At 63.3% G+C, this 24,355-nt stretch carries 21 protein-coding genes; 7 read left to right on the top strand and 14 right to left on the bottom strand.

Going from position 1 to position 24,355, the window contains the following annotated elements; all coding sequences use genetic code 11:
* Positions 1-39 precede the first annotated feature (39 nt).
* The 7 genes from FJ978_RS04775 to FJ978_RS04745 form a co-directional block, all read right to left on the bottom strand.
* Complete coding sequence (locus tag FJ978_RS04775) at positions 40-879, bottom strand: alkaline phosphatase family protein (RefSeq protein WP_140570634.1); 840 nt, start codon at positions 877-879, stop codon at positions 40-42.
* A gap of 84 nt (positions 880-963) precedes the next feature.
* The gene (locus FJ978_RS04770) at positions 964-2,553 is read right to left on the bottom strand and encodes an ABC transporter substrate-binding protein (RefSeq protein WP_140570632.1); all 1,590 of its coding nucleotides are present in this window, start codon (positions 2,551-2,553) and stop codon (positions 964-966) included.
* A 105-nt stretch (positions 2,554-2,658) separates the two neighbouring features.
* Entirely contained in the window at positions 2,659-4,329 is a 1,671-nt protein-coding gene (locus FJ978_RS04765; protein WP_140570630.1) for an ABC transporter ATP-binding protein, read from the bottom strand.
* A complete protein-coding gene (locus FJ978_RS04760; RefSeq protein WP_023765586.1) occupies positions 4,329-5,153 on the bottom strand; it encodes an ABC transporter permease in 825 nt (274 codons plus the stop codon). The genes FJ978_RS04765 and FJ978_RS04760 overlap by 1 nt, the downstream gene beginning before the upstream one ends.
* A gap of 9 nt (positions 5,154-5,162) precedes the next feature.
* Positions 5,163-6,122 (bottom strand): ABC transporter permease, encoded by a 960-nt coding sequence (locus FJ978_RS04755; protein WP_140570628.1) that lies wholly within the window; start codon positions 6,120-6,122, stop codon positions 5,163-5,165.
* Positions 6,123-6,138: 16 nt separating this feature from the next.
* Positions 6,139-7,725: an ABC transporter substrate-binding protein gene (locus FJ978_RS04750; protein ID WP_013891605.1), complete on the bottom strand. Its 1,587-nt coding sequence runs from the start codon at positions 7,723-7,725 to the stop codon at positions 6,139-6,141.
* 154 nt (positions 7,726-7,879) lie between these two features.
* Complete coding sequence (locus FJ978_RS04745) at positions 7,880-9,865, bottom strand: CocE/NonD family hydrolase (RefSeq protein WP_140570626.1); 1,986 nt, start codon at positions 9,863-9,865, stop codon at positions 7,880-7,882.
* Between the two features lie 179 nt (positions 9,866-10,044).
* Between FJ978_RS04745 and FJ978_RS04740 the strand changes: the two genes are divergently transcribed.
* Both FJ978_RS04740 and FJ978_RS04735 read left to right on the top strand, forming a co-directional pair.
* A complete protein-coding gene (locus tag FJ978_RS04740; RefSeq protein WP_013891603.1) occupies positions 10,045-10,299 on the top strand; it encodes a BrnT family toxin in 255 nt (84 codons plus the stop codon).
* On the top strand, positions 10,286-10,597 hold the full coding sequence (locus FJ978_RS04735) for a BrnA antitoxin family protein (protein ID WP_013891602.1): 312 nt from the start codon (positions 10,286-10,288) through the stop codon (positions 10,595-10,597). Before FJ978_RS04740 ends, FJ978_RS04735 begins: the two co-directional genes overlap by 14 nt.
* 10 nt (positions 10,598-10,607) lie before the next feature.
* Here FJ978_RS04735 and FJ978_RS04730 read toward each other — a convergent pair whose 3' ends face one another.
* The 4 genes from FJ978_RS04730 to puuE form a co-directional block, all read right to left on the bottom strand.
* Positions 10,608-11,201, bottom strand: coding sequence for a nucleoside deaminase (locus FJ978_RS04730; protein WP_013891601.1), 594 nt, complete (start codon positions 11,199-11,201; stop codon positions 10,608-10,610).
* A gap of 67 nt (positions 11,202-11,268) precedes the next feature.
* Positions 11,269-11,760, bottom strand: coding sequence for an ureidoglycolate lyase (locus tag FJ978_RS04725; RefSeq protein ID WP_140570624.1), 492 nt, complete (start codon positions 11,758-11,760; stop codon positions 11,269-11,271).
* A gap of 11 nt (positions 11,761-11,771) precedes the next feature.
* On the bottom strand, positions 11,772-12,635 hold the full coding sequence (locus FJ978_RS04720; protein WP_140570622.1) for a bifunctional allantoicase/(S)-ureidoglycine aminohydrolase: 864 nt from the start codon (positions 12,633-12,635) through the stop codon (positions 11,772-11,774).
* Between the two features lie 10 nt (positions 12,636-12,645).
* A complete protein-coding gene (gene puuE / locus FJ978_RS04715) occupies positions 12,646-14,064 on the bottom strand; it encodes an allantoinase PuuE (protein ID WP_140570620.1) in 1,419 nt (472 codons plus the stop codon).
* A gap of 201 nt (positions 14,065-14,265) precedes the next feature.
* Between puuE and uraH the strand changes: the two genes are divergently transcribed.
* The 4 genes from uraH to xdhC all read left to right on the top strand — a co-directional run bounded on the left by uraH (position 14,266) and on the right by xdhC (position 19,641).
* Positions 14,266-14,640: a hydroxyisourate hydrolase gene (gene uraH, locus FJ978_RS04710; RefSeq protein WP_140570618.1), complete on the top strand. Its 375-nt coding sequence runs from the start codon at positions 14,266-14,268 to the stop codon at positions 14,638-14,640.
* A gap of 3 nt (positions 14,641-14,643) precedes the next feature.
* Positions 14,644-16,125, top strand: a complete 1,482-nt coding sequence (xdhA, locus tag FJ978_RS04705) for a xanthine dehydrogenase small subunit (protein WP_140570616.1) — start codon at positions 14,644-14,646, stop codon at positions 16,123-16,125.
* A complete protein-coding gene (xdhB, locus tag FJ978_RS04700; RefSeq protein WP_140570666.1) occupies positions 16,125-18,491 on the top strand; it encodes a xanthine dehydrogenase molybdopterin binding subunit in 2,367 nt (788 codons plus the stop codon). Before xdhA ends, xdhB begins: the two co-directional genes overlap by 1 nt.
* A gap of 61 nt (positions 18,492-18,552) precedes the next feature.
* Positions 18,553-19,641, top strand: a complete 1,089-nt coding sequence (gene xdhC, locus FJ978_RS04695) for a xanthine dehydrogenase accessory protein XdhC (protein WP_140570665.1) — start codon at positions 18,553-18,555, stop codon at positions 19,639-19,641.
* A 7-nt stretch (positions 19,642-19,648) separates the two neighbouring features.
* Here the strand turns inward: xdhC and FJ978_RS04690 are convergent, their stop codons facing one another.
* The 3 genes from FJ978_RS04690 to FJ978_RS04680 all read right to left on the bottom strand — a co-directional run bounded on the left by FJ978_RS04690 (position 19,649) and on the right by FJ978_RS04680 (position 22,901).
* Entirely contained in the window at positions 19,649-20,902 is a 1,254-nt protein-coding gene (locus FJ978_RS04690) for an LLM class flavin-dependent oxidoreductase (RefSeq protein WP_140570614.1), read from the bottom strand.
* Complete coding sequence (locus FJ978_RS04685) at positions 20,899-21,852, bottom strand: LLM class flavin-dependent oxidoreductase (protein WP_140570612.1); 954 nt, start codon at positions 21,850-21,852, stop codon at positions 20,899-20,901. The genes FJ978_RS04690 and FJ978_RS04685 overlap by 4 nt, the downstream gene beginning before the upstream one ends.
* Before the next feature lie 128 nt (positions 21,853-21,980).
* Positions 21,981-22,901, bottom strand: a complete 921-nt coding sequence (locus tag FJ978_RS04680; RefSeq protein WP_140570610.1) for a LysR family transcriptional regulator — start codon at positions 22,899-22,901, stop codon at positions 21,981-21,983.
* 236 nt (positions 22,902-23,137) lie between these two features.
* Here FJ978_RS04680 and FJ978_RS04675 point away from each other — a divergent pair, with 236 nt between their 5' ends.
* Positions 23,138-24,355 carry a urate hydroxylase PuuD gene (locus tag FJ978_RS04675; protein WP_140570608.1) on the top strand — a complete coding sequence of 406 codons (1,218 nt, stop codon included), beginning with the start codon at positions 23,138-23,140 and terminating at the stop codon, positions 24,353-24,355.

Here is a 24,355-nt window from a genome sequence, read left to right as displayed (position 1 = left end):
CTTCCCCACAAGGGGGGAAGGGGAAGGCGTTGCGCTACATCACCCCAAAAACGCCTTCGCCGTCATCGTCGTCGGCACCGGCACGCCCAGCCGGCTCAGCACCGTCGGCGCCAGCTGCAGTTGGTCGAGCAGCGTGTTCGCATCCGGCCCTTTCCCCGACCCGAAATAATACAGCGCGAAATCCTGCATCTCGTCGTCGTGGCCGCCATGGTGTCCGCGATCGGTCTGGCCGTGGTCGGCGGTGACCATCACCTCATAGCCGGCCGCGATCCAGCCCGGCAGGAACCCCGCAAGCATGGCGTCCATGGCATAGACGGCATGGTCCATCTCATGGCAATCGTGGCCGAAGCGATGGCCCATCGAGTCCAGCGTGCAAGTGTGCAGGATGCCGTAGTCGATGCCGTGGCGCTTGGCCAGCATCGTCAGCGTCGCGAACAGGTCGACATCGCTCGGCGTCATCTGGTTGCGCGCGTTGTAGCCGGTCATGGTGTGGAAGCGGCCATGCATGATTGGCCCGCCTGGCTCGTCGAATTCCATGTCCTCGACCAGATCGAACGGATAGGACCGGAAGAACTCCGACCAGTAGGAGTGGGTGACCGCGCCGGTCTTGCCGCCGGCCTTGCTGACCTCGGAGAAGATATCGGGCTGGCCGACGCGGAACCGGTTCTCGTTGGAGAGGATGCCATGCACCTGCGGCGACACCCCGGTGTGGATCGAGGCATAGCAGCAGGCCGAGGTCGACGGCAGCACAGAACGCATCTTCCAGACGCGTGCCTCGCCCGACTGCACCCAGCCCTCGAGGTTGCCCATCAGCCGGCGCCAGTTCCGGTAGGGCACGCCATCGAGGACGATCAGCAGAAGCTTGGATTTGAGCGCCATGGCTATTCCCCCTGCGATTGTCCGTTGAAACGAGTGCGCCGCGTGTCGCACGGACACGCGGCGCCTGTCAGTGTCAGCGCAGTGCTAGGCGTTCAGCCAGCATTCATTCAGTGCGTAGCCGTCCATCATCTCGCCATTCGGGTTCTTGACCCAGCCGCTGATCTTGTTGGTGGCCGCAGCGTCGATGAACTGGTTGAAGAACGGCACGATCAGCCCGCCTTCATCGCGCATCAGCACCGCCATGTCGTGATAGATCGCCTTGCGCTTGGCCTGGTCGAGTTCGGCGCGGGCTGTGAACAGCATCTTGTCGAACTCCGGCCGTTTGAAGCGCGTGTCGTTCCAGTCGGCGGTCGAGACATAGCCGGTGGAATACATCTGGTCCTGCGTGGCGCGACCACCCCAGTAGGAGAGCGAGAAGGGCTGCTTGTTCCAGACCTCCGACCAGTAGCCGTCGCCCGGTTCGCGCTTGATCTCGATCTTGATGCCGGCCTTGGCGGCGCTCTGCTGGTAGAGCTGCGCAGCATCGACGGCGCCCGGGAAGGCGACGTCGGAGGTGCGCAGCACGATCGAGCCACTGTGGCCGGACTTCTTGTATGCCGCTGCCGCCTTTTCCGGATCGAACTTGCGCTGTTCGATATCGGCTGAAAACAGCGGGTAGGCTTCGTTGATCGGGAAGTCATTGCCCACCGAGCCATAGCCGCGCAGGATCTTTTCGAGCAGTTCCTCGCGGTCCATGGCGAGCTTCAGCGCCATGCGCAGATCGTTGCTGTCGAAGGGTGCGGTGTCGCAGAACATGTTGAACGGATAGTAGCCGCGGCCGGAGACGTTCTCGATGGTGACGCCGGGAATGCGCTTGACCAGCTCGACGACCTTCGGCTCAACACGGTTGATCAGCTGCACCTGGCCACCTTGCAAGGCAGCCAGCCGCGCCGTCGCGTCATTGATGACGACGATCTCGATCTGGTCGGCATGGCCGGCTTTGTCGCCACGCCAGTAATTGGCGAAACGCTCGCCGCCATGGCGCACGCCCGGCTGGTTGACGGTGACCTTGTAGGGACCGGCGCTGATGCCGGCATTTGGATTGTCCTTGCCGCCATTCGGCTGGATGACGAGGTGATAGTCGGCCATCAGATAGGGGAAATCGGCGTCGGCGTCGCCGAGCGTGACGATGACTTCCTTGCCGCTTGCCTTGACGCCCTTGATGTTCTTGAGGATGCCGAGCGCGCCGGACTTGGACTTCTCGTCGGCATGGCGCTCGATGGTGGCGACGACGTCTTCCGCCGCGACCGTCTTGCCGTTGTGGAACTCGATGCCGTCGCGGACCTTGATTGTCCAGGTCTTGGCGTCGGCTGAGGCGCCAATCTCTTCGGCAATGAGGTTCTCAACGCCGCCATCGGGCTTGAGGCGGACCAGGAATTCGCCCCACTGCTTGCAGAAGCTGAAAGTGACCTGGCTGAGGTTCAGCGCCGGATCGAGGCTGTTGGTCGATTCACCGCCCTGCAGGCCGGCCTTTAGGATGCCGCCCTTGGCCGGCGTCTGCGCGAAGGCCTTACCGGCCAATGTCGTTGCCAGCGCCGCCGACACGCCCAGCGCCGCGGTGCGGCCGAGGAAGTCGCGACGCGATATCCGGCCCTGGCCGGCGAGTTCAGCGAGATGGTCGAGTTCGGTCTTCATGTCCTACCCCTTTTGAAAACAACGTCACACCAGCGGCGCCCGTCCAAAGGACGTGTGGCGCCCTAGTGTTGCATCTGGATGACGACAGTCGCCCGTGACCGGCGGCTAATTCCCCGCGCTGGCCATCCGGCGGCCCTTGATCGCCTTTTCCAGCCAGCCGATCTCCATCTCGGGAACCGACGACAGCAAAAGGTCGGTATAGGCATCGAAGGGCGGCGTCAGCACCGTGCTCTTCGAGCCGTAGCGCACCACTTCGCCGCGATACATCACCGCGATCGAATCGGCGATCGACTTCACCGTCGCGAGATCGTGGGTGATGAACAGGTAGGCGACGTTCTCCTCCTTTTGCAGTTCGAGCAAAAGCTTGAGGATGCCGTTGGCCACCAGCGGGTCGAGCGCCGAGGTCACCTCGTCGCAGATGATCAGCTTGGGCTTGGCGGCGAGCGAGCGGGCGATGCAGACGCGCTGCTTCTGGCCGCCGGAAAGCTCGGCCGGGTAACGGTCGGCAAAACCCTTGCCCATCTCGATCTTGTCGAGCAGTTCGGTCACGCGGGCGTCGCGCTGCCTGCCGCGCATGCCGAAATAGAACTCCAGCGGCCGGCCGATGATGGTGCCGACGGTCTGGCGCGGGTTCATCGCCACGTCGGCCATCTGGTAGATCATCTGCAACTGGCGCAGATCCTCCTTCGGCCGATCGGCAAGCCGGTTGGCCAGCGGCCGCCCGTCGAAGGTCACCGTTCCCTGTTCTGGCGGCAAGAGGCCGGTGATGGCCCGCGCCAGGGTGGACTTGCCGGAGCCGGACTCGCCGACGACGGCCAGCGTCTGACCCGGGTAGATATCGACCGAGACGTTCTTCAGCACCTTCACATGGCCGCCAGCATAAGCGGCGGTGACGTTCTTGACCGACAGGAACGGTGTCGTGCCGGGCTTCTGCTCGGCGTGCTCGATCTCATGCACCGAGACCAGCGCGTTGGTGTATTCCTGGCGCGGCTCCTTGATGATCTGGCGCGTGCCGCCCCATTCGACCAGCCTTCCATGGCGCAGCACCATGATCTCGTCGGAAACCTGGGCGACGACGGCAAGGTCGTGGGTGATGTAGAGCGCCGCCACATGGGTGTCGCGGATGGCGTCCTTGATTGCCGCCAGAACGTCGATCTGCGTCGTCACGTCGAGCGCCGTCGTCGGCTCGTCGAAGACGATCAGGTCCGGCTCGGAACACAGCGCCATCGCCGTCATCACACGCTGCAGCTGGCCGCCCGAGACCTGGTGCGGGAAGCGCTCGCCGATCGTTTCGGGGTTGGGCAGGCTGAGCTTCTTGAAGAGTGCTATGGCCCGTTTCTCGGCCTCGGCCCGCGTCGCGGTGCCGTGCAGCAAGGTGGCTTCCACCACCTGGTCCATCAGCCGGTGCGCGGGGTTGAAGGCGGCCGCCGCCGACTGCGCGACATAGCAGACCTCGCGGCCGCGCAATTTGCGGAACCCTTCCTTGCCGCCCTTCAGGATATCGCGGCCGTTGAGCAAAACCTCGCCGCCGGTGATGCGCACGCCGCCACGGCCATAACCCATGGACGACAGGCCGATGGTCGACTTGCCGGCGCCGGATTCGCCGATGAGGCCGAGCACCTTGCCCTTTTCCAGGGTCAGCGAGACATCGTGCACCAGCACGATATTCTTCGGCGCTTCGCCCGGCGGGTACACGGTGGCCTCGATGCGCAAATTGCGGATATCGAGCAGCACGCCTGGTTTTCCCTGTCCGGGCTTCGCTTTGGTATCGGCCATCACCCGCGTCCTCCCTTCAGGCTTGTCGTGCGGTTGAGGATCCAGTCGGCGACAAGGTTGACCGAGATGGCAAGCGCCGCGATCGCGCCTGCAGGGATGAGCGCCGCGGCGATGCCGAAGACGATGCCGTCCTTGTTCTCCTTGACCATGCCGCCCCAGTCGGCGTCCGGCGGCTGCACGCCGAGGCCGAGGAAGGACAAGGTCGACAGGAACAGCACCGCATAGATGAAGCGCAGGCCGAGTTCCGAGACCAGCGGCGACAACGCGTTGGGCAGGATCTCGCGGAAGATGATCCAGGCGCTGCCTTCGCCGCGCAGCTTGGCGGCTTCGACATAGTCCATGACGTTGATGTCGACGGCGACCGCGCGCGACAGGCGGTAAACGCGGGTCGAATCGAGAATGCCCATCACCAGGATCAGCGTCACCAGGTTCGTCGGCAGCACCGAAAGCACGACCAGGCCCATGATAAGGGTCGGGATCGACATCAGGAGATCGACGAGGCGCGACAGGATGGTGTCGAACCAGCCGCCGAACACCGCCGCCGAGAAACCGAGAATGGCGCCGAGCGAGAAGGACAGCGCGGTGGCAAGCACGGCGATGAACAGCGTGATGCGCGCGCCGTAGATCATGCGTGACAACAGATCGCGGCCGAGATTGTCGGTACCCAGAAAATGCGCCGCCGACATCGGTTCCCATACGTCGCCGACGATCTCGGCATTGTCGTGCGGCGAGATCCACGGTGCGAAGATCGCCGCCAGCACGAACAGCGCGGTCAGCACCAGGCCGATCAGAGCGGGAATGGGGATGCGTCTTATGTCAAGCATGCCCGCCCCTCACTTTGGATGTCTAAGACGCGGATTGGCGACGATCGCCGCTATATCCGCGATGATGTTTAGGCTGATGTAGACGGCCGCGAAGATCAGGCCGACCGCCTGCACGACAGGCACGTCGCGCTTGGTGACATGGTCGACCAGATACTGCCCCATGCCGGGATAGACGAAGATCACCTCGACCACGACGACGCCGACGATGAGATAGGCGAGGTTGAGCATGACGACGTTGATGATCGGCGCGATGGCGTTCGGAAAGGCGTGTCTGCGGATGACCGCGAAGGCTGAAAGCCCCTTGAGCTCCGCGGTCTCGACATAGGCCGACTGCATGACGTTGAGGATCGCCGCGCGCGTCATGCGCATCATATGGGCAAGCACGACCAGCGTCAGTGCAGTCGCCGGCAAGGCGATGGCCTGCATGCGTTCGCCAAAGGGCATGCCGTCATAGACGGTCGAGATGGCGGGGAATATCTGCCATTTCACGGCGAAGAAATAGACCAGGAGATAGCCGATGAAGAACTCCGGGAAGGAGGTCGAGGCCAGGGCCAGCCCGGAGATCAGCTTGTCGACCCAGCCATTGCGGTAGCGCACCGCGATCAGGCCGAGGATGATCGCCAGCGGCACGGCCACGATCGCCGCCCAGAAGGCGAGGAACAGCGTGTTCCACAGCCGGCCCTTGATCGATGTCGCGATATCCTGGCCGCTCGACATGGCGGTGCCCAGATCGCCGGTCAGCACCCCGCCGAGCCAGTGGAAATACCTGACATAGGCCGGGTCGTTGAGCCCGAGCTGCTCGCGCAGATTGGCGAGCGACTCCGGCGTCGCCGATTGTCCGAGAATGGCTTGCGCGACGTCGCCGGGCAGAATCTGGGTGCCGGCGAAGATCAGGACCGAAATGGCCAACAGAAGGAGGATGCCCAGCGCAATGCGCTGGGCAATCAGTTTCAGGATGGGTGAAGACATATCCGCAAAGCCGGACTCAGGCCTGCAGCCAGCACTTCGCCAAGGCGTAGCCGTTCATCAGTTCCTGATGCGGATCGTCGACCCAGCCATCGACCTTGGCACCGGTCGCGTCGATGAACTGGTTGAACATCGGCAGGATCAGGCCGCCCTCGTCGCGCACCAGGACAGCCATGTCGTGGTACATCTGCTTGCGCTTGGCCTCGTCGAGCTCGGCGCGCGCCGCCAGCACCATCTTGTCGAAATCCGGGCGCTTGAAACGCGTATCGTTCCAGTCGGCGGTCGACAGATAGGCGGTCGAATACATCTGGTCCTGCGTCGAGCGCCCGCCCCAATAGGAAGCGCAGAAGGGCTGCTTGTTCCAGACCTCGTTCCAATAGCCGTCGCCGGGCTCGCGCTTGAGCTCGATCTTGATGCCGGCCTTGGCGGCGCTCTGCTGGAAGAGCTGCGAGGCATCGACCGCGCCCGGGAAGGCGACGTCGGAGGTCCTCAAAAGCACGGTGCCATCATGGCCCGACTTCTTGTAATGGAACTTCGCCTTGTCCGGATCGTACTTGCGCTGTTCGATTTCCGTGAACAGCGGGTAGGCGGAGTTGATCGGGAAGTCATTGCCGAGCGATCCGTAGCCGCGCAGCACCTTGGTCAGCATCTCTTCGCGGTCGATCGCCAGCTTCAGCGCCATGCGCAAATCGTTGTTGTCGAACGGCGCCGTGTTGCAATGCATGATGAAGACGTAGTGGCCCGGGCCGGCGTGGTTGCGGATGGTCACGCCCGGCACGCGCTTGATCAGGTCGACGATCTTCGGCTCGACGCGGTTGATCATGTTGACCTGGCCGCCCTGCAGAGCCGCCGTGCGCGCCGTCGCATCGTTGATGACGATGATCTCGATCTGGTCGGCATGGCCCATCTTGTCGCTCTGCCAGTAATTGGCGAAGCGCTCGCCGGCATGGCGCACGCCGGGTTCGTTGGTGGTGACCTTATAGGGTCCGGCCGAGATGCCGGCGTCGGCCTTGTCCTTGCCGCCATTGGGCTGGACGATCAGGTGATAGTCGCTGAGCAGGTAGGGAAGGTCGGCATTGGCTTCCTTCAGCGTCAGCACCACTTCCTTGCCATTGGCCTTGATGGTCTCGATGCCCTTCATGTAGCCGAGCGCACCGGATTTCGATTTCTCGTCGGAATGACGCTCGAGCGTCGCGGCCACGTCCTCGGCGGTTACCTTCTTGCCGTTGTGGAATTCGACGCCGTCGCGAATCTTCAGCGTCCATGTCTTGGCGTCCTTGGACGAGCCGATCTCCTCTGCGATGCGGTTCTCGAGTTTGCCGTCGGGCGACAGCTCGACGATCATTTCGCCCCAGCACTTGCCGAAGGCGAACGGCACCTGGGTCATGAACAGGGCGGGATCGAGACTGTTGGTGGATTCACCGCCGACCAAGCCGGCCTTCAACGTGCCACCCTTGACCGGACCGGCCGCCCGCGCCGCGCTTGAAAGCAGCGAGTTGGCGAAGGGTGCGGCGATGCCGAGCGCTGCCGCCCGGCCGAGAAAATCACGACGGCTCAGCTTGCCTGCTGCAACGCGCCGGCTAAGGAATTCGAGTTCATTCGACATTTTGAGTTCCTCACTCTGTTGGTTCGACTCTCTGGTCGATTTTCTTGCTTCTTGTGAGGGGAATAATGACCGTAAGGGAAAGCGGTAAGCAAGACCGAATGCGACATGCCGTGGCGTAAATCGTACGTCGCATTTGGACCAACCGTTTCAGTCCTCAGACCAGCGCGCGCGGAATTTTCTCCTCGAAATTCCGCTCGAAGACGAGGATTTCGCCCTCATAAGCTTCGATTCTGGCGCTGACGATGAAGTTTTGCGCGTCCGATCGCATCTCCGCCCATGTCTCGGTGCGCACCGACCATCCGTTTCGCGACAGCGTCTGCGTCCAATGCGTCTTGCCCGACGCTGATAAGGGATTGTCAGGATGGATCGACCAGATCTCGCGGGCGATGCTGCCATTGGCCAGGCCATGGGCAAGATCGCGCACCTCGCCGAAGTCGTCCGCTATGGAAAGCGTGACGATTCCCGTCTTTTCGTCGCGATCGACATGACGTTCGGAATTGGCGGGCCGAACCGTCTGGGTGGCCCAGGGCGCGGCGCCTTCCGGCTCGGCGAATGTCACCTCGCTGCCCTTGGCCAGCGGGCGCAAGGGAAGGGCCAGTGTCGCTGCCGACAAGGTGAGTTGAACCGGCTCCGGCGAGGGCCAGATCATTGGCCAATAGGCGTTCGAAACGGCAACGCGCAGGCGGTGGCCGGCCGGAACGCGGTAGGCGCATTGATCGAGCACGACGCGCGCCGAAATGGCCTCGCCCGGCACCAGCGCTTGCGGGAATTCGTGCGAGTCGCGGTGCGTCAGATTGAGCACGCCGTAGGAGATCAGTTCCGAGGCTCCGTCGGGATGCACGTCGCACAGTCGGATCGCAATGTTGGCTTGCGCGCGATCGGACGAGAGCGTGACTTGGACTTCCGGTGCGCCGACAATGTCGAGCGCCTCGGCGAGTTCCGGCTGGTCGAAACACACCGACAGCGTATCGTCGGGACGCTGGTCACCTGGCAGTTCCGGGCCGAAGGTGAACGGGAAGTACTCGCCGCCAGCGAGACCGCAGCTTTGCGGCGAGGCGACGATGGCAGGTTTTGTGCCCTTGGAGATCAGCTCGATCGCTTGCGTCTTGATGGCGGGCGACGGCCACTGCTGTTCCGCCACCCAGCGGCCCGGCCGCTCGGGATGCCAGCGCGCCGGGCGCACGCTGTCCATCACATAGGCGCGATAGGCCGGATCGGCCTCAACGCCGGTGTCGATGCCCTTCAGCCAGCGGTCCCACCAGCGCAACGCTTCCTGCAGGAAGCCGATGGCCGGCTGAGGTCCGGCATAATGTGGATATTTGTGGATCCATGGGCCGACGATGCCCTTGACCGGTGCCTCGATGTTGCTGACGAGATTGGAGATCGTGTTGCGGTAACCGTCATGCCAGCCGCCGATCGACAGCACCGCTGCCTTGACCGCCGAAAAATCCTCGCAGATGGAGCCGCGTTTCCAGTAGGCATCGCGGTGCTGGTGGCTGAGCCACAGCGGCAGAAGGAAGGACTGGTTCTCCAGCCGGGTCAGCCACAGATCGCGCCACCGGTTGTCGCCTGAAATCAGCGGGTCCGGCGGTCGTGACGAATAGGAGAGCATCGTCGAAGCCCAGCCGAAATTCTCGATCAGCAGGCAGCCGCCCTTGTAGTGGATGTCGTCGGCGTAGCGGTCGACGGTCGAGCACAGGCTGATCACCGCCTTGAGCGCCGGCGGCTGTTTGGCCGCCACCTGCAGGCAGTTGAAGCCGCCCCAGGAAATGCCCATCATGCCGACATTACCGTTGCACCAAGGTTGAGCTGCCGCCCAGGCGATGACGTCGCAGGCGTCCTGCAATTCCTGCTCGGAATATTCGTCGTCCATCAGCCCTTCGGAATCGCCATTGCCTCGCATGTCGACGCGGATCGAGGCGTAGCCGTGGCCGGCAAAATAGGGATGCGTCAACTGATCGCGAAAGATGGTGCCGTCGCGCTTGCGGTAGGGCAGGTGCTCGAGAATGGCAGGCACCGGATCGTCGCCGGCGTCCTCCGGCATCCACACCCGCGCCGACAGCCGGCAGCCATCCGGCATGACGATGCCCATGTCCGGGAATTCGACGACCTTGCGGGGAAATTCGGTGACGGTTTTCATGGCTGCTCTCCAGGATATCAGTGACGCATGAAGCGCGCACATTACGAAGTCGAACGGACGACGGCCTGTGTCGCCGGGACGACGGTTGGCGCGAACATTTAACTTCTAACTTGCGTTATCCCGAGAATTTATGTATTACTTTTATTCACTCCAGTTCGACATACTGAGGATAATTACGCCTGAAAATCGTTTGGGATGAGCCGAAGCGCGTAACGAACCTCAAAAACCGGGGTCTCGATTTTGCCAAACTCGATATCGAGTTTTTTGCGACTTCAACCGTCCTGCCGGCCAAGGCCGGCCGGCTCAAGGCGATTGGCGAATTCGGAGAGATCATTCTCGCCGTTATTTTTAAGCCGCTTGGTTCCGAAGCGATTTCGGTGATCTCGATGCGTCGTGCTAGCCGAAAGGAAAGGTCAGTATATGAACAACCCTAAGTCACGTATTCGGCCGCTTACCGATGAGGAGGAAGCGGAAATCCAAAGGCAAATCGCTGCTGATTCCGACGACGCGGAGGCGACTGACGAGCAATTGGCGCGAGCCAAGCCTTTCGCGGAAGCGTTTCCGGAACTTTTCGAAAGCATAAGGCGCGCTCGTGGCCGGCCTCCTGTGGAAAAGCCCAAGCAAGTTGTGTCCATCCGTCTGGATCAGGACGTCGTCAGAAAATTCAAGGCGACTGGCAAGGGCTGGCAGGCCAAGATAAATGAGGTATTGAAAAACGCGAAGGTAAGCTAGGCGATCCCTCTCAATTCAGCGGAATGTCGTTCTCGTCCTTGTTCGCCTGGTAGGCGCCGGAGAGTTCATCGTAACGCGCCGAAATCTTGCCGATGCGCGTTTCCAGCCTCTGGCGCTCGGCCTCCGGCAGCGCCCGCACCAGCCTGCGTATGGAGAAACTCTTCCAATAGGCGTTCTCGGCATTGTAGCCGCCGGGATCGAGGGTGAAGACCTCTTTCAGGATTTTCAGATCGTGCGGGATGGCGAAGCTGTCGCGCGAATCCTCATGGCTGAACAGATAGTAGAAATTGTCGAAGCCGGTCCAGGTGATTGCCGACAGGCAGAGCGAGCATGGTTCGTGCGTGGCGAGGAAGATGGCGTCCTTGGTATCGACGCGCTCCGCCCTGGGCATCTCGTAAAAACGCTTGAGGCAATGCACCTCGCCATGCCAGAGCGGGTTTTCGATCTCGTTGTTGGTCTCGGCCAGCACCAGCGAGCGGTCGTGCTTGCGCAGGATCGCCGCACCGAACAGCTTGTTGCCGTGGGCAACGCCTTCCTCCGTCTTCGGCACGATGTCGTGCTCGATGACGTCGAGCAGGCGGTCGATCAGCGAAATGTCGGTCATGACGGGTCTCCTGGTGCACGTCGCCCAAAAGTGCCCCGGTTTTGGGGTGACGACATGCACAAAAAAATTATGGAAGATGGATCTCGTAGGCGTGCGAGAAATGGAATTCCTCGAGATTGGAACCGTCGCCGCCACGGTCGACGATCAGGAAGTCCTGGGCTTCGCCAAGCGGCGTCAGCACGCCATGCCAGAGATTGCGAGAATAGTTGATGCCTTGTCCGGGCGCGGTGATGAAGGCGTGCGGTTCGCCCGGCCCCTGCTTGCCGTCACTGCAGACGACGACCAGGAACGGGCGCGGCGACAGCGGAATGAAGGCCTGGCTGCCGAACGGATGCCGCTCGACCATGGTCAGCTTCAGCGGCAGTTCGTAAGGCGTGCTGTGCACCATCGAGATCAGCACGCGGGCGTTCGGTCCCGTTGCCCCAGCGGTGGCAAGATCGTGGTAGCGCTCGGCCTTGCCGCCATTGATCGGGTAGTGGTTGTTGCCGCCCATGTCGATGACGTCGCCGAATTCGGCAAACGCCTCACGCGTCAGCGGCCGCGCGACGATGTGAGCCAAGATGGGGCGGGTCACCGCGTGCGACCACCGATATCGGCACCGCCGAGCTTGGCGTGCCGGTTGACGTCCTTGTAGAGCAGATAGCGGAATTTCCCCGGGCCGCCGGCATAGCAGGCCTGCGGGCAGAATGCGCGCAGCCACATATAGTCGCCGGCCTCGACCTCGACCCAGTCCTGGTTCAGGCGGTAGACCGCCTTGCCTTCGAGCACGTAGAGCCCGTGCTCCATCACATGCGTCTCGGCGAACGGAATGACGGCGCCAGGCTCGAGCGTCACGATGGTCATATGCATGTCGTGGCGCAAATCGGCCGGATCGACGAACCGCGTCGTCGCCCAGCGGCCCTCGGTGCCGGGCATCGGCGTCGGCGCGATCTCCTGTTCGTTGGTGAAGAAGGCTTCCGGTGCTTCGATGCCGTCGACGGCCTCATAGGCCTTGCGGATCCAGTGGAAGCGAACAGCCGCCTTGCCTTCATTGCGAACCGTCCAGCCGCTGGCCGGCGGCAGGAAGGCAAAGCCGCCGGGCCGCAACATATGCTTCTTGCCGGCAAGCAGGACCGTCAACTCGCCCTCGACCACGAACAGGGCGCCCTCGGCGCCGGCATCGGGTTCCGGCCGCTCGCTGCCGCCGCCGGGCGCGATCTCGACAATGTACTGCGAAAACGTCTCGGCGAAGCCGGACAGCGGACGCGACAGAATCCAGACGCGGGTCTCGTTCCAGAACGGCAAGGCGCTGGTGACGATGTCCTGCATCACCCCCTTGGGAATGACGGCATAGGCCTCGGTGAAGACGGCGCGGCCGGTCAAAAGCTCGTTCTGGCCGGAATGGCCGCCATGTGGAGCATAATAGGTTCGCTCGGGCATCCTGATCGTATCCATGGGTTCAAACCTATTGCGGTAGCATGTCCCTGAGGCGGAGCAGCGCGATGCGCTCGACCTGTTTGCAGGCGGTCTCGAATTCCACGCCGCGGCTGTTGCCGATGCGGGCTTCGAATTCCGCCAGGATTTCCTCCTTGGTCTTGCCCTTCACCGCGATGATGAAGGGGAAGCCGAAGGTGGTGACGTAGGCGGCGTTGAGTTTGGAGAACAGTTCGCGCTCCTTGTCGGTCAGCGCGTCGAGACCGGCGGAGGCCTGTTCGCGGGTCGATTCCGCGGTCAACCGCCTGGCCTTGGCCAATTTGCCGGCAAGGTCGGGATGGGCGTTGAGCACGCCGAGCCGCTCGGTCTCGCTGGCCGAGCGGAAGACGCGGCAGAGCGCATTGTGCAGGCCGCCGGCCGTGTCATGCGCTGGACCGAGCTCAAGTTCATAGGCGCGTTCGGCAATCCACGGCGAATGCTCGAACACGCCGCCGAAGCTGTGAACGAAGGTTTCGAATTCCATTTTCGACGGGCGCAGCGCCGCCTGCCTGTAGGGATGATTTTCCTGCCAGTGCCTGGCGATGTCGATGCGCCGCGCCAGCCAGACCTTGTCGTGCGACTTCACATAGTCGACGAAGCGCTTCAGCGCCGCCACCCGGCCCGGCCGCCCGACGAGCCGGCAATGCAGGCCGATGTTCATCATGCGCGGCCGGCCCGCCTTGCCCTCGGCATAGAGCGTGTCGAAGCTGTCCTTGAGGTAGGCGAAGAACTGGTCGCCCGAGTTGAAGCCTTGCGGGGTGGCAAAGCGCATGTCGTTGGCGTCGAGCGTATAGGGGATGATGAGCTGCGTGCCGCCCGCATGCTCGAACCAGTAGGGCAGTTCGTCGTCATAGGTGTCCGACACGTAGTCGAATCCGCCCTCTTCTGCGACCAGCCGCACCGTGTTGACCGAGGTGCGGCCCGTATACCAGCCGGTCGGGCGCTGGCCTGTGACCTCGTAATGCAGCTTGATCGCGGCTTCGAGGTCGCGGCGTTCGTCCCCGGCGCTGTGGTCGCGGTAGTCGATCCATCTCAGCCCATGCGAGGCGATTTCCCAGCCAGCCTCCTGCATGGCCGTCACCTGGTCGGGCGAGCGTGCCAACGCGGTGGCGACGCCGTAGCAGGTCACCGGCACCTGGCTCTCGCTGAACAGGCGCAGCAGCCGCCAGAAACCGGCCCGCGCCCCGTATTCGTAGATCGATTCCATGTTCCAGTGGCGCTGGCCCACCCAGGCCGCGGCGCCGACGATCTCCGACAGGAAGGCTTCCGAAGCCTTGTCGCCGTGCAGCACGCAGTTCTCGCCACCCTCTTCGTAGTTGACGACGAACTGCACCGCGACATGCGCTCCGCCAGGCCATTTCGGATCCGGCGGATTGGCTCCATAGCCGCGCATGTCTCTTTCGTAACGCATCGTCCCTCCCGCGGGGCATCGCCCGAAGTATGATCAGGATATCGAAAGGGTGCTTCTCGCATTCCCCCGAAAATTTTTGAAAGTGTTTTTGTCGCACTCCGCTCGACCGGGACTTATGCATCGCCTTTAATTGGCGCACAATTCATCACTTGTGTTCGATTGTACCAGCCAGTTCGTTCAACTGGGAAAGGGAGGCGGCCAATGGCAGAGACGTCGAAAGCCGATGGCGGACGCCTGACGACCCATGTTCTCGACACGGCGACCGGCAAGCCGGCGGCGGGCCTGTCGATCACTCTTTACCGTCTCGACGGTGCCGCCCGCACGCTTCTGAAGACGGTCGCGACCAACGCCGATGGCCGCTGCGATGCGCCGTTGCTTGTCGGCGGCGACTTCCGCATCGGCGAATACGAGCTGATCTTTGCGGCGGGCGACTATCTGCGTGGCCAGGGAACAAAGCTGCCCGAGCCGGCTTTCCTCGACAGGGTGCCGATCCGCTTCGGCATGGCGGAGGCGGTGCACTATCATGTGCCCCTTCTGATCTCGCCCTACGGCTATTCGACCTACAGGGGGAGTTGAGGCATGGCCAAGGTCAATATCCGCAACGAAATCCGTTTCATCCTCAATGGCAGGGATGTCGTGCTGTCTTCGGTGGCACCCGACACGACCTTGCTCGACTGGCTGCGGCTCGACCGCTCGCTGCGCGGCACCAAGGAAGGCTGCGCCGAAGGCGATTGCGGCGCCTGCACCGTGCTCGTCGGCAAGCTCTCGGCCGGCGGACTGGTCTATGAAAGTGTCAACGCCTGCATCCGCTTCCTCGGCTCGCTGGACGGCACCCATGTCGTGACGGTCGAGCATTTGCGCGGCCTGCCCGGCCAACTGCACCCTGTGCAGCAGGCAATGGTCGATTTCCACGGCTCGCAATGCGGCTTCTGCACGCCGGGCTTCATCATGTCGCTCTACGGCCTGTGGATGAGATCATCGGCCCCATCGAACACGACGATCGAAAAAGCCCTGCAAGGCAACCTTTGCCGCTGCACCGGCTACGAGGCGATCATGCGCGCCGCCCACGCCATCTCCAGCTACGGCAAGGCGGCGAAAGACCCGCTGGCGGCGGAGCGCGAGGCGATCACGGCAAGGCTCGACGCCATGCATGACGGCGCGCGGGTCGAGATCGGCGCCGGCAAGGCAAGACTTGTGGTGCCGGCCAATGTCGATGATTTCGCCGCCATACTGGACAAGGAACCCACGGCCACCATCGTTGCCGGGGCGACCGATGTCGGCCTGTGGGTCACCAAGCACATGCGCGATATCTCGCCGGTGATCTTCATCGGCGGTCTCGACGGGCTTTGCACGATCTCCGAAGACAAGGGCGTCATATCGATCGGCGCCGGCGTCACCTACACCGAAGCCTTCTCGACGCTGTCGAAGCGCATCCCCGCGCTCGGACCATTGTTCGACCGCATCGGTGGCGAACAGGTGCGCAATATGGGCACCATCGGCGGCAACATCGCCAACGGCTCGCCGATCGGCGACACGCCGCCGCCATTGATCGCGCTCGGCGCGCGGCTGACGCTGCGCAGGGGCAAGAAGCGGCGCACGATCCCGTTGCAGGATTTCTTCATTGCCTACGGCAAGCAGGATCGGCAGCCGGGCGAGTTCGTCGAAGCCGTGCACGTTCCTGTCCCCGCCAAGGGGGCGAAATTCGCCGTCTACAAGATCACCAAGCGCCGCGACGAGGACATCACCGCCGCCCTTGGCGCCTTTTCCCTGACTCTGGCCGGGGATGGCACGGTTGCCGATATCCGCATTGCCTATGGCGGCATGGCCGCGACCCCGAAGCGGGCGTCGGCGGTCGAAAGTGCCTTGCGCGGCAAACCCTGGACCGAAGCGACGGTCGAGGCGGCGATGACTGAGTACGCCAGGGATTTCACGCCGCTCACCGACATGCGCGCGTCAGCCGAATACCGGGCGCTGGCGGCGAAAAACCTGTTGTTGCGCTTCTTTGTCGAAACCACCGGCACCAGGGCACCATTCCAGGTGTCACGCAACGAGGCGGCATGATGAACAAGCACGCCACCGCTAGTCTCAAGGCTGAGAAAATCGTCGGCGGCGTCGCCACCGATCAGCGGCACGATTCCGCCCACAAGCATGTCAGCGGCACGGCGGTCTATATCGACGACATGCCGGAACCGGCCGGCACGCTGCATGGCTGCCTCGGCTTTTCGGCTGCGACCCATGCCACGATCGTCGAGATGGACCTTTCGGCGGTGCGCACCGCGCCGGGCGTCGTCGATGTGCTGACGGCAAAGGATGTGCCGGGCGAGAACGACATCTCGCCGACTGGCCGCCATGACGAGCCGGTGCTCGCCGACGGCAAGGTCGAGTTCCATGGTCAGCCGATCTTCTGCGTTATTGCCGAGACTCGCGAACAAGCACGCCGCGCCACCAGGTTGGCCAAGGTCGAATACAAGGAATTGCCCTTCGTCACCGATATCGGCGACCTCGACCCGAGGAAGGACAAGTTGGTCACGCCGCCTCTCACGCTGAGACGCGGCGACGCGGCGGCCGCGATCCGTCAGGCGCCGCGCCGGCTGAAGGGAAAGATGCGCGTCGGCGGCCAGGAGCATTTCTATCTCGAGGGTCACATCGCCATGGCCGTTCCCGGCGAGGACCAGGACGTCACCATCTACTCCTCGACCCAGCATCCGAGCGAAGTCCAGCACATGGTGAGCCATGCGCTCGGGGTGCCGAGCAATGCCATCACTGTGGAAATCCGCCGCATGGGCGGCGGCTTCGGCGGCAAGGAAACACAAGGCAACCAGTTTGCGGCATTGGCCGCGATCGCCGCCAAGAAGCACCATCGCGCGGTAAAAATCCGGCCCGACCGCGACGACGACATGATTGCCACCGGCAAGCGCCACGACTTCCTCGTCGACTACGAAGTCGGCTTCGATGACGAAGGCAACATCCTCGGCGTCGACTTCATGTTCGCGGCGCGCTGCGGCTTTTCGTCGGACCTGTCTGGCCCGGTCACCGACCGCGCACTGTTCCACTGCGACAACACCTATTTCTGGCCGACGGTGCATGCGCAATCGGCGCCGCTCTACACCAACACCGTATCCAACACCGCCTTTCGTGGCTTTGGCGGCCCGCAAGGCATGGTCGGTGCCGAACGCGTCATCGACGAGGTCGCCTTCGCGGTCGGCCAGGATCCGCTGGAAATCCGTAAGAGGAATTTCTACGGCACCAGTGGTGATAGCGAGGGGGGCCGCAACATCACGCCCTATCACCAGACGGTCGAGGACAACATCATCCAGCGCATCGTCGGCGAACTGGAGGAAAGCGCCTCCTATGCGCGGCGACGGCGGGAGATTTCGGCCTTCAACGCCAACAGCCGTTTCATCAAGCGCGGCCTGGCGCTGACGCCGGTCAAGTTCGGCATTTCCTTCACCGCCACGCACTACAACCAGGCCGGTGCGCTGGTGCATGTCTACACCGACGGTTCGGTACATCTGAACCATGGCGGCACCGAGATGGGGCAGGGCCTCTACCTCAAGGTCGCGCAGGTGGTGGCCGAAGAATTCCAGATCGACCTCGACCAGGTGAAGATCACGGCGACCACAACCGGCAAGGTGCCCAACACCTCGGCCACTGCGGCGTCTTCCGGCTCCGATCTCAACGGCATGGCCGCGCAGAACGGTGCGCGTCAGATCAAGGACCGGCTCATCGACTTCGCCGCCGAAAAGTACCAGGTGCCGCACGACCAGGTGGTTTTCCTGCCCAACCGGGTGCGCGTCGGCAACCAGGAGATCGCCTTCGCCGACCTCGTCAAGCAAGCCTACATGGCGCGCATTCAGCTTTCGGCGGCGGGATTCTACAAGACGCCGAAAATCCACTGGAACCGCGACAAGGGACAGGGTCGCCCCTTCTACTATTTCGCCTACGGGGCTTCCTGCTCGGAAGTCTCGGTCGACACGCTGACCGGCGAATATGTGGTCGAGCGCACCGACATCCTGCACGAAACCGGCCGCTCGCTGAACCGGGCCATCGATCTCGGCCAGATCGAGGGTGGCTTCATCCAGGGCATGGGCTGGCTGACGACGGAAGAACTGTGGTGGGACGACAAGGGCCGGCTGCGCACCCATGCGCCGTCGACCTACAAGATCCCGCTGGCGTCAGACCGGCCGAAGATCTTCAACGTGACTCTGGCCGACTGGCCCGAGGCGAGCGAGCCGACGATCCACCGCTCCAAGGCGGTTGGCGAGCCGCCCTTCCCGCTCGGCATGTCCGTGCTGCATGCATTGTCGGATGCGGTGGCCAGTGTCGCCGACCACAAGATCTGCCCGCGTCTCGATGCTCCTGCAACGCCGGAACGCGTGCTGATGACGATCGAGCGGCTGAAGAGAGAGGCCAGGGCTGGCGCCTAAGTCGCCAAAACGTGCAAAATCAGCGTGAAAAGCCTATATTTCCCAATTGGGAATGCAAATGATGAACTCGAAAGTGCAAAGCCTGAAAGCCTTTCTCGCCAGCGCCCACCGGGTCGCCCTGGTCGAAGTGGCTGACACCAAGGGCTCGACGCCGCGCGAGAAGGGCGCCTTCATGCTCGTCTCGGCATCGGCCATCTTTGGCACGATCGGCGGCGGCCAGCTCGAATACATGGCCATCGACAAGGCCAGGCAGATGCTTTTCTCCCCCCTCGAGGGGGGAGAGGAGCGATCGGCCGTAGGCCGACAAAAAGCCAACGATTTGGCTTTTTCAGCGACGAGCGCCCGGAGCCATAGCGAAGGGCAGGCCGCGAAGCGGCCAGAGGGGGTCCTCTCAAAAGGCACCGCAAGGACGTCGAGACCGGTCGATCCGACCCCACCCGGCGGCTTTGCCGCCACCCTCCCCTCAAGGGGGAGGGGAACCCGCATCGCAGCCGACGAAGTCCGCGCCACGCTCGACGTGCCGCTGGGGCCCGAAATTGGCCAATGCTGCGGCGGGCGCGTCGAAGTGCTGATCCGGCTTGTCGATGCAGCACTTGCCGCCGATCTGATTGCGGGCGCCGAAGCCGAAGAGGCCCACCTGCCGCATGTCTACATCTTCGGCGGCGGCCATGTCGGCCAGGCGCTGGCGTCGACGGTAGCACTGCTTCCCGTCCACGGCGTCGTCATCGAAACGCGGGCCGAAGCGCTGGAAGGCATGCCGGAAACCATCGAGACGCGGCTGACGCCCATGCCGGAGGCCGAGGTGCGCAAGGCGCCCGCCGGCACCGCATTCGCCATCCTCACCCATGACCACGCGCTGGACTTCCTAATCGTCGCCGAAGCGCTGAAACGCGATGACGCCGCCTATGTCGGCATGATCGGTTCGAAGACCAAGAAGGCGACCTTCAGGAACTGGTTCCTGAAATCGGCTGATGGCACGGAAGCGGAGTTTACTCGCCTCGTCTCGCCGATCGGCGGTGATGCGGTCAAGGACAAGCGCCCGCAAGTTATCGCAGCACTTGCGGCCGCCGAGATCATGACGGCGCTGGTTGCTCACGCCGCTGCCCCGGGTGCCGACCATCAGGTCCAAGACAAGGCGATGGCCGGCTAAGCCGCGACTACACCGGCCGCTTCAAGCCCAGATGGTCGCGCAGCGTTCGGCCCTCATAATCCCTGCGGAACAGCCCGCGCCGCTGCAGCTCCGGCACCACGAGTTCGCAAAAGGCATCGAGTTCGCCGGGGAAATAGGACGGCATGACGTTGAAGCCGTCGGCCGCGCCGCCTTCGAACCGCGCCTGCAATTCGTCGGCGATCTGGGCCGCCGTGCCGACGATACGCCAATGACCCCTGGCGCCGGCGAAATGACGGGCAAGCTGGCGGATGGAAAGGCCGTCGCGGCGCGATTGTTCGATGACCAGCGCCTGCCGGCTTTTCATCCCTTCGCTCTCCGGCAATTCGGGCAGCGGCCCGTCGATCGGATATCGCCACAGATCGGAGATGCTGAGATAGCTGGACAGCAGCGCCACGCCGACGTCGTCGGGGATCAGCGCCTGCAACTCCTCGAATTTTTCCCGGGCCTCGACTTCCGTTTCCGCCACCACGGGCGCGACGCCGGGCATGATCTTGATGTCGTCCGGCTCGCGTCCATAGCTTGCCATACGCCCCTTGAGGTCGTCGTAGAAGGCCTTCGCCTCCTCGAAGGTCTGCGCTGCCGTGAACACCACGTCGGCGGTGCGTGCGGCAAGGTCGCGGCCGACATCCGAGGCGCCGGCCTGGACCATGACCGGCGCGCCCTGTGGCGAACGCGGCAGATCGAGTGGGTCACGAACCGAAAAGCTCTGGCCGTCATGGCCGGAGGCGCCGAGCTTTCCGTGCCACAGCCCGGTGACCACCTCGGCGAATTCGCGCGCCCGCTCATAGCGGTCGGCATGCGGCTTGAGGCCGGTCGAGCCGAAATTGGCGGCCTCGATCGGGCTGGCCGAGGTGACCAGGTTCCAGCCGGCCCGGCCACCGCTCAGATGGTCGAGTGAAAGAAACGTCCGCGCCAGCCCGTAGGGCTCGTTATAGCTCGTCGAGGCGGTGGAGACGAGGCCGATGCGGCTCGTCTGTACGGCGAGCGCCGAAAGCAGGCTGATCGGCTCGAAGCCGATCGAGCGCGACGTCTGGCTGGCGATGCCGACATTGGCCTCGCGCAGGCCGGCGGCGTCTTCGCAGAAGATCATGTCGAACTTCGCCGCTTCCGCCGTGCGCGCCAGCCGGATGTAGTGATCGATATCGATGCCGGCGGTCACATGCGCCTTGGGGTGGCGCCAGGCGGCGATGTGGTGGCCCGTCGCCCACAGGAAGGCGCCGAGCTTCATCTGCGCGGTCATTGGTCACCTCCGCCGGCAAGGCCAAGATGCGAGCGCAACGTCGTGCCGCGATAACCGCCCCGCAAAAGGCCGCGCCGCCGCAGCTCCGGCAACACGCGGCCGACGAAACCGTCCAGTGCCGGAAGCTGCATCGCGATGTTGAACCCATCGCAGCTTTGCGAGCGGAACGATGCATCGAGACGATCGACATCGATGCCGACATTCAGCAGCACCTTGACCGAGCCTGGTTCGCGTCCGCAGACGGCCACGCGCCGCTTCAGATCGTCATGGCGCGCCTTGGCGTCCTCGGCGGATCCATCCAGGAGGATGACGTCGGCGGTCCTGGCGGCGATATCCATGTCGGCTTCGGACAGAATGGACAGCACCAGCACCGGCTTATCCTGCGGCGAGCGCGCGACGTTGAGCGGGCCGCGCACGGAGAAAAATTCGCCCTTGTGGTCGAGCAGGTGCATTTTTTCGGGATCATGGAAGCGGCCGCCGCTCTTGTCGAACAGCAGCGCATCCGCATCCCAGCCCTGCCACAAGCCGTGGACGATGCCGATATATTCCTCGGTGCGGCGGCGGAAATCGTCGCTGGAAAATCCATCCGGCCGGCTGAAATTGGCCGCCTCGCGCGGCGCCTGCGCCATCGTCGCGTGCCAGCCGGCGCGGCCATGACTGATGATGTCGAGCGAGGCGAAACGGCGCGCCAGATTGTACGGTTGGTGAGCGACGGTCGAGGCCGCGGCGACCAGCCCGATCCTGGTTGTCACGGTCGCCAATGCGGCCAGCAAGGTGGTCGCTTCGAAAGGGCTGCTGGACGCTGGGGCATCTGGCGCGGAGTCTTCAAGGATAATCATGTCCAGCCCGGCCGCTTCCGCCTGCCGGACAAAGCCGGCCACATCCCTGAAAGTGAGCGCGCTGGTCTGGCCGGCCATGGAAGCAATGTTGAGCGAAACGGTGAGATGCATTGTGGTTTGCTCGTCGCGCAGCCATCGACCATGAGGCCGTGCACGCGAACCTAAGTTCGCCACCGCGCAAGGCAACCCCTTCGACTGGGCCAGGAGCCGTTCACTTGCCAGCCAGCCCCTTGTCACCTCTACTTGCCGGCCAGAAGATCCTTGATCAGCCGCTGGCAGCGCTCCGCCATGAAGTCGAGCAGCAGCCGCACCTTGGGGTCCTGCAGCTTCTTGTGCGGATAGACGGCCGCGAACTGCACTGGCGTCGGCGGCGTGTTGCTCAGGATCACCTTCAGCCGCCGGTCGCGGATGAACGGTTCGACCTCGAAGCGCGGCTTGTTGATGATGCCGCGTCCCGATAGCGCCCAGCCGGTCAGCACGTCGCCATCGTCCGTGTCGTAGGGGCCATGCACCTCGAATTTCTGCGGGCCGGTGGGAGTTTGCAGTGTCCATACATATTCGCGCGCGCCGGAGTAGCGTAGCATCAGGCAGTCGTGCTTGCGGCCGATCAGTTCCTGCGGCTCCACCGGTTCGCCGCGCGCTTCCAGATATTTCGGCGCCGCCACCAGCACGCGTTCGCATTCCATGATGCCGCGCATCCTGAGGCTGGAATCCTCGATGATGCCGAGCCGGAAAGCGACGTCGATGCCTTCCTTCATGATATCGACATTATGGTCCGAGAGCCTCAGCCGCACCTCGATGTCAGGGTATTTATCGTGGAAATCGGGAATGCCCGAGGCCACCAGCCGGCGGCCGAGGCCGAGCGGTGCGGTCACGCGGATGGTGCCGCGCGGCTGGCCGGACAGCGCCGAGACGGCGGCCTCCGCTTCGGTGATCGCTTCCAGCACCTGCTTGGCGCCCGCATAAAAAACCGTGCCGTGCTCGGTCGGCATCAACTGCCGCGTGGTGCGGTTGAACAGCCGCACGCCAAGATGCTTCTCCAACTCCTTGATGCGGTTGGAGGCGACCGCCGGCGAAATGCGCATGTCGCGGCCCGCCGCCGACAGATTGCCGAGTTCGACGACGCGGACGAAAACGGCGATGTTGTCGAGATAGGCCATGCGGAGCACTTTCGCCGGTTTGCAGCGATTAGCCTAGCGCATGACCCCGAAAAATCGGAATCGATTTTCGGAAAGGATCATGCGCCAGATCAAAGTGCTACAGCGTCCTTTGCGCGTCCAAGAGGACGCGCGGCGCTGTAGTATTTTCCATTTTTTTTTGAAAGTCATCGTACACCTCGCCTCTTTTCGTTTGCGCGCGACACCGTAAAGTCGCGTCATCGGCAGGGACGACGTCAATGATGGATTTCGCGATTTTCTGGGACTGGCTGAGCTTCGCCGTGCGCTGGCTGCATGTCATCACCGGCATCGCCTGGATCGGCTCGTCTTTCTATTTCGTCGCGCTCGATCTTGGCCTGCGCCAGCGTCCCGGGATGCCGGTTGGCGCCTTCGGCGAGGAATGGCAGGTGCATGGCGGCGGCTTCTACCACATCCAGAAATATCTGGTGGCGCCGGCCGAGATGCCCGAGCACCTGACCTGGTTCAAATGGGAATCCTATGCCACCTGGCTGTCAGGCTTTGCCATGCTGTGCGTGGTCTATTATGCCGGAGCCGATCTGTTCCTGATCGATCCCAACGTGCTGCCGATGTCGGTACCCGTGGGCATCTTGCTGTCTATGGCGACAATCGGCGTCGGCTGGGTGGTCTATGATCTCCTGTGCCGCTCGCCGCTGGGCAAAAGCGATACCGGCCTGATGCTGGTGCTCTACTGTGTGCTGGTGTTCATCGCCTGGGGGCTGACGCACCTGTTCACCGGCCGCGCCGCCTTCCTGCATCTGGGCGCCATCACCGCCACGATCATGTCGGCCAATGTCTTCATGGTCATCATCCCCAACCAGAAGATCGTCGTCGCCGACCTCATCGCCGGCCGCAAGCCCGATCCGAAATACGGCAAGATCGCCAAGCAGCGCTCGCTCCACAACAACTATCTGACGTTGCCGGTGCTGTTCCTGATGCTGTCGAACCATTATCCGCTGGCGTTCGGGACCGAGTTCAACTGGGTCATCGCCTCGCTGGTGTTCATCATCGGCGTGCTGATCCGGCACTATTTCAACAGCGTCCATGCGCGCAAGGGCAACCCGCATTGGACCTGGCTGGGCGCCCTTGTCCTGTTCATCATCATCATCTGGCTGTCGACCGTGCCGAGGGTGCTGACCGGCGAACCCAAGCAATCCGCATCGGCGGAACTCTATATCGCCTCCGCGCATTTTCCGGCCGTGCGCGACACCGTGCTCGGCCGCTGTTCGATGTGCCATGCGGCGGAGCCGGTCTATGAGGGCATCTACCATGCGCCCAAGGGCGTGATGCTCGACACCGACGCAGGCATCGCCGAACATGCCCGCGAGATCTATCTGCAGGCCGGACGCAGCCACGCCATGCCGCCTGCCAATGTCTCGCAGATATCAGACAAGGAGCGGGCGCTGCTGGTGACCTGGTTCGAAGGCGCAGGGAAATAG

The sequence above is a fragment of the Mesorhizobium sp. B1-1-7 genome, assembly GCF_006442705.1.
Classification (GTDB): domain Bacteria; phylum Pseudomonadota; class Alphaproteobacteria; order Rhizobiales; family Rhizobiaceae; genus Mesorhizobium; species Mesorhizobium opportunistum.
Note: the sequence above shows the minus strand (reverse complement) of the source record. Positions and strands in the feature narration are given on the sequence as shown.